This window comes from Acidithiobacillus sp. TH-A36 (assembly GCF_057473445.1).
In genome coordinates, this window is sequence record NZ_JBYCKP010000557.1 from 1 (window position 1) to 1,838 (window position 1,838).

Sequence of the window (1,838 nt, forward strand, 5' to 3'; positions counted from 1 at the left end):
CTAAAAACGGCAGTTGCCGTGGGTGCTTTGCAGCGACTTTTGTTTCGAGCCGTTGTTGTTCCTGGCGAAATCCAGCGCCCGTCAGGAGAGCTGTTTGAGCCCGTAGGGCGAGTTCTCTCCTGACAGCAGGATGAGCCTTAGAACAACAGGCAAGGAACAATGGAGCAAAAAGCACCCACAGCAACTGCCGTTTTTAGGATAAATAGCTTCGTGTTCAGCCAGGAACGTCACGATCAAAATTGTCCATAAAAAATGCCCCCAGCGGGATATTGGGGGAACAAAAACCTTGAATCAGACTTTTGGGGTACCCTGCTGATCGATCCAGACCTGTTTGGCCAAACCGTAACGAAAAACCGCCCATTTGGGGCCGATATCCGTAAATTCAAAAATTTCTACCAGTGGCGCAGGATCACTGAGCACATTGGGAATTTTTGCAAGATTCTGGCGCAACAGTTCGCTGGCATGCACATGATCAACATCGCTGGCCAACTGACACTTGAGTTCAACGCGACGATAGGCATTGGATGAATAGTTTTCAATGGTACCGTCCAGCACTTTGGCATTGCCGTGATAAAGCCGGTCATTGTTCGGGGTGTTGATACCGGTAAAAAAACAACCCGATTTCTTCGATGGTTCCCATGGTATCGTTTATCTGAACGAAATCTCCCACCTTGTGCTGACTGACAATAAATCACAACGCGTGTTCAATACGCAGATCCACAAGACGCACAGTAAACATTTTTTACCGTGCGCCACCAGCAAATTAGTCGCTTAGTTTTTGAGTAATAGCCGCTACGTGCTGCCCCTGAAACCGGGCAATCGCCAACTCATTGGCGCTGGGCTGACGACTGCCATCGCCTTTGGAAAGCGTTGTGGCGCCGTAGGGTGTTCCGCCCGTGATTTCATCCATGTTGGTCAGTTCCGGACAACTATAGGGCACCCCTACCACAATCATCCCTTGATGGAACAAAAAGCTGTGAAAGGACGTAATGGTCGTTTCCTGGCCACCGTGCTGGGTTGCCGTACTGGCAAATACACTGCCGACCTTTCCCACCAGTTTACCTTCCTGCCAGAGGTTTCCGGTGCGGTCCAGAAAGTTGCGCATTTGTCCGCTCATATTCCCGAAGCGCGTCGGCGTACCAAATATAATGGCATCGTAATTCGCCAGATCATCAGGATGCGCCTCCGGGGCCGCCTGCCCGGTTTTGGCATGTACCGCCGCCAGCTTTTCTGCCGACATGCTTTCGGGCACCCGCTTGATGTCCACAGTGACCCCTTCTACAGAGCTTGCCCCTTCGGCAACAGCGCCCGCCATTGTTTCAATGTGCCCCCACAAACTATGATAAAGAACCAGAACTTTAGGCATAATGCGCTCCTTTGATAATGAGAGAGGAATCGCCAGTAAAAACCTTTTGGAGGGATTTGTTAAGCAGGTATTTGTTGGTCAACATGACTCACGACTCCGCCTTTAACGCATGGTGATGCACCGATCGCCCAAACCACACATAAAAGGCCGGAATCACAAACAGGGACACCAGGGACCCAAAGCCCAGGCCACTGACAATGACCAGACCCATGGAGAATCGGGCATCGGCATTACCACCACTGGCAAAAAGCAGTGGCACGGCTCCGGCAATCATGGCTGCCACCGTCATCAAAATGGGACGTAGCCGTAAAGTGGCGGCTTCCACGACAGCATGGCGTTTGTCCAGTTGCTTTTCTTCCTGCATGACCCGGGCAAACTGCACAATCAGAATTCCCTGCTTGGCAATCAGACCAATCAGCATGACCATCCCTACTTCCGAGTAAATATTGACACTGGAAGCGCCGAGACTGAT

Annotated in this window: 4 protein-coding genes; all 4 read right to left on the bottom strand. The window is 51.3% G+C overall.

All coding sequences use genetic code 11. The features are described 5' to 3' along the window. Window positions 1-291: 291 nt before the first annotated feature. On the bottom strand, window positions 292-555 hold the full coding sequence (locus tag AC2VLY_RS14130; protein ID WP_010642390.1) for a mechanosensitive ion channel family protein: 264 nt from the start codon (window positions 553-555) through the stop codon (window positions 292-294). 25 nt (window positions 556-580) lie between these two features. Further along, a complete protein-coding gene (locus AC2VLY_RS14135; protein ID WP_413773181.1) occupies window positions 581-670 on the bottom strand; it encodes a mechanosensitive ion channel domain-containing protein in 90 nt (29 codons plus the stop codon). A 93-nt stretch (window positions 671-763) separates the two neighbouring features. Continuing rightward, window positions 764-1,366, bottom strand: coding sequence for an NAD(P)H:quinone oxidoreductase (gene wrbA, locus AC2VLY_RS14140; protein ID WP_486891703.1), 603 nt, complete (start codon window positions 1,364-1,366; stop codon window positions 764-766). An 88-nt stretch (window positions 1,367-1,454) separates the two neighbouring features. After that, window positions 1,455-1,838, bottom strand: a 384-nt coding sequence (locus AC2VLY_RS14145) for an efflux RND transporter permease subunit (protein WP_486922500.1), incomplete at its 5' end; no start/stop codon positions are given.

Excerpts from the sequence above, each read along its gene's own strand:
- wrbA (WP_486891703.1), bottom strand. The coding sequence starts at position 1,366 with ATGCCTAAAGTTCTGGTTCTTTATCATAGTTTGTGGGGGCACATTGAA.